Origin of the sequence: Pseudomonas monachiensis (genome assembly GCF_047345015.1) — a bacterium.
Classification (GTDB): Bacteria; Pseudomonadota; Gammaproteobacteria; order Pseudomonadales; family Pseudomonadaceae; genus Aquipseudomonas; species Aquipseudomonas monachiensis.
Window position 1 is genome coordinate 6,274,799 of record NZ_CP178857.1, and the last position, 6,969, is coordinate 6,281,767.

General features: G+C 60.0%; 6 protein-coding genes. 2 read left to right on the forward strand and 4 right to left on the reverse strand.

Annotation, left to right across the window (positions count from 1 at the left end; translation table 11 throughout):
- Positions 1–26: 26 nt before the first annotated feature.
- The 4 genes from ACMDB8_RS28435 to ACMDB8_RS28450 all read right to left on the reverse strand — a co-directional run bounded on the left by ACMDB8_RS28435 (position 27) and on the right by ACMDB8_RS28450 (position 4,282).
- The gene (locus tag ACMDB8_RS28435; protein ID WP_409078223.1) at positions 27–1,463 is read right to left on the reverse strand and encodes an NAD(P)(+) transhydrogenase (Re/Si-specific) subunit beta; all 1,437 of its coding nucleotides are present in this window, start codon (positions 1,461–1,463) and stop codon (positions 27–29) included.
- Positions 1,460–1,813 (reverse strand): NAD(P) transhydrogenase subunit alpha, encoded by a 354-nt coding sequence (locus ACMDB8_RS28440; protein ID WP_056726684.1) that lies wholly within the window; start codon positions 1,811–1,813, stop codon positions 1,460–1,462. The genes ACMDB8_RS28435 and ACMDB8_RS28440 overlap by 4 nt, the downstream gene beginning before the upstream one ends.
- Before the next feature lie 11 nt (positions 1,814–1,824).
- Positions 1,825–2,946 (reverse strand): Re/Si-specific NAD(P)(+) transhydrogenase subunit alpha, encoded by a 1,122-nt coding sequence (locus ACMDB8_RS28445; protein WP_409078224.1) that lies wholly within the window; start codon positions 2,944–2,946, stop codon positions 1,825–1,827.
- Between the two features lie 436 nt (positions 2,947–3,382).
- Positions 3,383–4,282 carry a LysR family transcriptional regulator gene (locus ACMDB8_RS28450; RefSeq protein WP_056725192.1) on the reverse strand — a complete coding sequence of 300 codons (900 nt, stop codon included), beginning with the start codon at positions 4,280–4,282 and terminating at the stop codon, positions 3,383–3,385.
- 157 nt (positions 4,283–4,439) lie between these two features.
- Between ACMDB8_RS28450 and ACMDB8_RS28455 the strand changes: the two genes are divergently transcribed.
- Together ACMDB8_RS28455 and ACMDB8_RS28460 are read left to right on the forward strand one after the other, a co-directional pair.
- Positions 4,440–5,621 (forward strand): acyl-CoA dehydrogenase, encoded by a 1,182-nt coding sequence (locus ACMDB8_RS28455; protein WP_056725194.1) that lies wholly within the window; start codon positions 4,440–4,442, stop codon positions 5,619–5,621.
- Between the two features lie 11 nt (positions 5,622–5,632).
- On the forward strand, positions 5,633–6,853 hold the full coding sequence (locus ACMDB8_RS28460) for a CaiB/BaiF CoA transferase family protein (protein WP_056725196.1): 1,221 nt from the start codon (positions 5,633–5,635) through the stop codon (positions 6,851–6,853).
- Positions 6,854–6,969: the final 116 nt, after the last annotated feature.

Genomic DNA, 6,969 nt, shown 5'->3' on the forward strand with positions numbered 1-6,969 from the left:
CGGGGCGTTCCGTGTGCCGCAGAGGGTTACTCGACGGCCTTGACCATGTCTTCGATGACCTTCTTCGCGTCGCCGAACACCATCATGGTCTTGTCCAGGTAGAACAGCTCGTTGTCCAGGCCGGCGTAGCCGCTGGCCATCGAGCGTTTGTTGACGATGATGGTCTTGGCCTTGAACGCTTCGAGGATCGGCATGCCGGCAATCGGCGATTTCGGATCGTTCTTGGCGGCCGGGTTGACCACGTCGTTGGCGCCCAGCACCAGCACCACGTCGGCCTGGCCGAACTCGGAGTTGATGTCGTCCATCTCGAACACCTGGTCGTAAGGCACTTCGGCCTCGGCCAGCAACACGTTCATGTGGCCGGGCATACGACCGGCAACCGGGTGGATCGCATACTTCACGGTCACGCCGCGATGGGTCAGCTTCTCGGTCAGTTCCTTCAGTGCATGCTGAGCGCGTGCCACCGCCAGGCCGTAGCCCGGCACGATGATCACGGTGTCGGCGTTGGTCAGCAGGAAGGTCGCGTCGTCAGCCGAACCGGATTTCACCGGACGGGCTTCTTTGGAACCCGCCGGGCCGGCCGCCTCTGCCGTATTGCCGAAGCCACCGAGCAGCACATTAAAGAAGGAGCGGTTCATCGCCTTGCACATGATGTACGAGAGGATCGCACCGGACGAGCCCACCAGCGAGCCGGCGATGATCAGCATCGAGTTGTTCAGCGAGAAGCCGATGCCCGCCGCTGCCCAGCCGGAGTAGCTGTTGAGCATCGACACGACCACTGGCATGTCCGCGCCACCGATCGGGATGATGATCAGCACGCCGAGCACGAAGGCCAGGGCCAGCATCACGGCGAAAGCGGTGTAGTCACCGGTGAGCATGAAGGTCACGCCCAGGCCCAGGGTGGCCAGGCCCAGCAGCAGGTTCAGCTTGTGCTGGCCACTGAACTGTACCGGTGCCCCCTGGAACAGGCGGAACTTGTACTTGCCTGCCAGCTTGCCGAAGGCAATGACAGAGCCGGAGAAGGTGATTGCACCGATGGCGGCACCGAGGAACAGTTCCAGGCGGTTACCGGCCGGGATCGCGTCACCGAGTTGCTTGACGATGCCCAGCGACTGCGGCTCGACCACGGCAGCCACGGCGATGAACACTGCTGCCAGGCCGATCATGCTGTGCATGAAGGCGACCAGTTCGGGCATCTTGGTCATTTCAACGCGTTTGGCCATGATCGAACCGGCGGTGCCGCCGATCAACAGGCCGACGATCACGTAGACGATACCGTCCTGGGCCAGTTCGGCACCCAGCTTGTAGATCAGGCCGACCGTGGTGAGGATCGCCAGGCCCATGCCGAGCATGCCGAACAGGTTGCCACGACGCGACGTGGTGGGGTGCGAGAGGCCCTTGAGCGCCTGGATGAAGCAGACCGAGGCGATCAAATACAGGGACGTAACCAGGTTCATGCTCATGCTTGCTGCACCTCAGCCTTGGCTGCTGTTGCGGTCTTGGCAGCCGGAGCTTTGGCCGCTTTCTTCTTGAACATTTCCAGCATGCGGCGGGTCACCAGGAAGCCACCAAACACGTTGACGGCGGCCAGGGCCACGGCCAGGGTGCCCATGGTCTTGCCCAGCGGGGTCACGGTCAGCGCCGCTGCCAGCATGGCGCCGACGATCACGATGGCCGAGATGGCGTTGGTCACGGCCATCAGTGGCGTGTGCAGTGCAGGTGTGACGTTCCAGACCACGTGGTAGCCGACATAGATCGCCAGCACGAAGATGATCAGGTTGTAGATACCGTGAGAGATCAGCATGTCTTCCATTGTTTTTATCCTCAGCCGTTCTTGCGCACGATCTGGCCGTCGCGGCACATCAGGCACGCGGCGACGATATCGTCTTCAAGGTTGATCACCAGTTGTCCTTCTTTATCGAACAACAGTTTCATGAAGTCCAGCAGGTTGCGGGCGTACAGCGCCGAAGCGTCAGCCGCCACGGCGCTGGCCAGGTTGGTCGGGCCAACGATGGTCACGCCATGTTCGACGACCACCTGATCGGCCACGGTCAGCGGGCAGTTGCCGCCCTGGGCCGCCGCGAGGTCGATCACCACCGACCCCGGCTTCATCTGGGCCACGGTTTGCGCGCTCAACAGTGTCGGTGCCTTGCGGCCGGGAATCAGCGCGGTGGTGATGACGATGTCAGCCTGCTTGGCGCGTTCGTGCACGGCGGCGGCCTGGCGCTGCATCCAGCTGGCCGGCATCGGGCGGGCGTAACCGCCGACACCGACGGCGCATTCACGCTCTTCATCGGTCTCGTAGGGCACGTCGACGAACTTGGCGCCGAGGGATTCGATCTGCTCTTTTACCGCCGGACGCACGTCAGACGCTTCGATCACCGCCCCCAGGCGTTTCGCCGTAGCGATCGCCTGCAAACCGGCCACGCCAGCACCGAGGATCAGCACGCGCGCCGCTTTCACGGTGCCTGCCGCGGTCATCAGCATCGGCATGAAGCGAGGGTAGTGGTGAGCGGCCAGCAACACAGCCTTGTAACCGGCGATGTTGGCTTGCGAGGACAGTACGTCCAGGCTCTGGGCGCGGGAGGTACGCGGCGCGGCTTCCAGGGCAAAGGCGGTAACGCCGCACTCGGCCATTTTGGCGATGGTTTCGTTGCTGAACGGGTTGAGCATGCCCACCACAACGGTGCCGCTTTTAATCAGCGCCAGCTCGCTGTCGCTGGGCGCGACCACCTTCAAAATCAGCTCTGCACCAAACGCGTCATTGGCGCTGCCAATGGTTGCGCCTGCCGCTTCATAGGCACTGTCGACAACGCTGGCATTAATGCCGGCGCCGCTTTGTACAGTGACCTTATGGCCCTGGCCGATCAGCTTCTTGATGGTTTCCGGGGTTGCAGCAACCCGTGTTTCACCGGTCTGGGTTTCGAGAGGAACACCAATGTGCACGTCAAATCTCCTGCGTGATCTTATAGAGTAAACCCATGCACTACGGATGGTGCGGCTGGGGGCGGCCGATCAGCACGATCCCGCCAAATCAGGGCGGGGCGCGGCATTTTGCAGGCGAACTTTGTGCCCTTCAAGGGATTATGACGGGTGACGGAAAATTAACTACAAGTCACCCCGTGACCGAATGTCGCAACCAACCGGCTCAATCCCTTGTAGACCGTGCTTTTCAAGGATTCTGGCCGAAATTGAAGAATTTACACATCGGCCGTATGAATGATGCGGCATTGCCTTGAAATAGTGGCGCAAAGCCGCGTCATCAGGCGCTTGTGGGACGTTTGTACGACTTGTCGATACAGTTTGCTGTCATGCGACAAATACGTATATCTGTAGGGCTTTCATTTAGCTGACTACGGGGTCAAGTAACATTGTAGAGCCTTTATCCCTCTAGGCTGTAGCTGTGCGCCTGATTTACCAGCCAGTCACGAAATGCCCTCAACGACGCGGATTCGACCTTTCGCTCAGGAATCATCAGGTAGTAAGCCTTGATGCTGGACAGTGCCTGGGGGTTGGCGATCACCAGACGTTTCTCTTTCAACTCCCTTTGAATCAGGAACGGTGGGATCAGGGCAATGCCCATGTCGTGCATGGCTGCCTGGGCGAGCATGGAGAATAGCTCGTAGCGGGGGCCCGTCATGTCTCGCGGGACATTCAGGTGTTGGGAGTCGAACCATTGGCGCCAGGCATAGGGGCGGGTGGTTTGTTGCAGGAGAGGTAGGTCGGCGATTTCGCCGGGCGTCAGACAGGTCTTGTTTCCGAGCAGGTTGGGGCTGCAAACGGGCATCGGATTTTCACCCATCAACCTGTGGGATTCTGTACCCGACCAATCCGCATCACCAAAGTAGATGGCAGCATCAAAATCCGTGTCGGCGAACAGGAACGGCCGCGTGCGGTTGGTCAGGTTGACCGTCACTTCCGGGTGTTTCTGCTGGAAGTCCTTGAGGCGCGGCAGCAGCCATTGGGTGCCGAAAGTCGGAACTACGGCCAGCTCGATCACGTTGGTGCCCTGCTGGCCCATCACTGACAAGGTGTCGCGCTCAACGGCATCGAGCTGAGTGGCCACCCGACGGCTGTAGGAGAGTCCGGCTTCCGTCAGCTTGACCCCGCGCCGCGAACGTCGGAACAGTTCCACACTGAGGAACTCTTCAAGGCTGGCGATCTGTCGGCAAATCGCTCCTTGGGTCAGCGAAAGTTCCTGGGCGGCCTTGGTGAAGCTCTCGTGGCGTGCGGCAGCCTCGAAGCTGATCAGGGCGGTGGTGCTGGGTATCTTTCTGCGCATGTACGTCAATCTCACTAATACATCGCATAAAGGCTCTTTCGCGACGTTTCGGAGTGAGAAATTAGCACAACAGTATGCAAAATCCTCGTTTGCCGTAGCGCCGATCCGGGCCTAGGATCAGTCCACGTTATTTGACCCGATTCGAGAGGACACACTCATGGGCGGTAAAGCTAGCTTCAACTGGATCGATCCCCTGCTGCTGGATCAACAGCTCACTGAAGAAGAGCGCATGATTCGCGACACGGCTGCGCAATTCGCTCAGCAAAGCCTTGCGCCGCGCATCCTCGAAGCTTTCCGTCATGAGAAGACCGATCCGGCGATCTTCCGCGAAATGGGCGAGGTCGGCCTGTTGGGCGCAACCATCCCCGAGCAGTACGGTGGCAGCGGCCTGAACTATGTCAGCTACGGCCTGATCGCTCGTGAAGTCGAGCGCATCGACTCTGGCTATCGCTCGATGATGAGCGTGCAGTCCTCGCTGGTGATGGTGCCAATCAATGAATTCGGTACCGAAGCGCAGAAGCAGAAGTACCTGCCGAAACTGGCGTCGGGTGAGTGGATCGGCTGCTTCGGCCTGACCGAGCCTAACCACGGTTCCGACCCGGGCGCGATGATCTCACGTGCGCGCAAAGTCGAAGGCGGCTACAGCCTCACCGGCAGCAAGATGTGGATCACCAACAGCCCGATCGCCGATGTGTTCGTGGTCTGGGCCAAGGACGATGCCGGCGACATCCGTGGCTTCGTTCTGGAGAAAGGCTGGAAAGGCCTGAGCGCTCCGGCGATTCACGGCAAAGTGGGCCTGCGGGCTTCGATCACCGGTGAAATCGTGATGGACAACGTGTTCGTGCCGCAAGAGAACATTTTCCCGGATGTCCGTGGCCTGAAAGGTCCTTTCACTTGCCTCAACTCGGCACGTTACGGCATCTCCTGGGGGGCGCTGGGTGCAGCCGAGTTCTGCTGGCACACCGCTCGCCAGTACACCCTGGATCGTCAACAGTTCGGTCGCCCATTGGCCGCTACCCAGTTGATCCAGAAGAAACTGGCCGACATGCAGACTGAAATCACCATGGCGCTGCAAGGCTGCCTGCGTCTGGGTCGTATGAAGGACGAAGGGACCGCTGCAGTCGAAATTACCTCGATGATGAAGCGTAACTCTTGCGGCAAGTCCCTGGACATCGCGCGCATGGCTCGCGATATGTTGGGCGGCAATGGCATCTCCGATGAATTCGGTGTCGCGCGTCACCTGGTCAACCTGGAAGTGGTGAACACCTATGAAGGTACGCACGACGTCCATGCGCTGATCCTCGGTCGTGCGCAAACCGGCCTCCAGGCGTTCTATTAAGGAGAACGTCCATGGGCGCGCTATCGCATCTACGGGTACTGGATTTATCGCGGGTGCTGGCCGGGCCTTGGGCCGGGCAGATCCTGGCCGACCTTGGCGCTGAAGTGATCAAGGTCGAGCGTCCGGGTAACGGCGATGACACGCGCGCCTGGGGACCGCCGTTCCTTAAAGACGCTTATGGCGAGAACACCAGCGAGGCCGCCTATTACTTGTCGGCCAATCGCAACAAGCAATCGGTCACCATCGACTTCACTCGCCCTGAAGGGCAGAAGCTGGTGCGTGAACTGGCGGCCAAGTCGGACATCCTGATCGAGAACTTCAAGGTCGGCGGTCTGGCGGCTTATGGTCTGGACTATGAATCGCTGAAGGCGATCAATCCGGATCTGATCTATTGCTCGATCACCGGGTTCGGCCAGACCGGCCCTTACGCCAAGCGTGCGGGTTATGACTTCATGATCCAGGGGCTGGGCGGCCTCATGAGCCTGACGGGGCGACCTGAAGGCGAAGAAGGTGCGGGGCCGGTGAAGGTTGGCGTGGCGTTGACGGACATCCTGACCGGGCTGTATTCGACTGTTGCGATCCTGGCTGCGCTAGCGCATCGGGATCACGATGGCGGTGGTCAGCATATCGATATGGCATTGCTGGACGTGCAGGTGGCTTGTCTGGCCAACCAGGCAATGAACTACCTGACGACAGGCAATGCGCCTAAACGCTTGGGTAATGCTCATCCGAACATCGTGCCCTATCAGGATTTTCCTACGGCGGATGGCGACTTCATCCTTACCGTCGGGAACGATGGGCAGTTCCGCAAGTTCGCGGAAGTGGCTGGGCAGCCGCAGTGGGCGGACGATCCACGTTTTGCCACCAACAAGCTGCGGGTGGCAAACAGGGCAGCACTGATTCCGCTGATCCGCCAGGCGACGGTGTTCAAGACAACCGCTGAATGGGTGGCACAGCTGGAACAGGCTGGCGTGCCATGCGGGCCTATCAATGACGTGGCGCAGATGTTTGCCGATCCTCAGGTCAAGGCGCGTGGGTTGGCTATCGAGCTGCCTCATGCACTGGCTGGGATGGTGCCGCAGGTGGCGAGCCCGATTCGACTGTCGCAAACGCCGGTGGAGTACCGTTTTGCGCCTCCTCTGCTGGGTGAGCACACGCTGGAAGTTTTGCAGCGGGTGTTGGGCCTGGATGCCGGGGCGGTGTCGGCATTCAAGGCTTCGGGCGTTCTCTGATAGGTCTCTTCTATATAGAGGGGTGTTTCGGCTCCTCTATATAGGCTCCCTTTGGGACGTTTTGCTGCTTATTGATAGAAAACCTAAATCAGTGCTTGACGGCAGATTCCAGATCT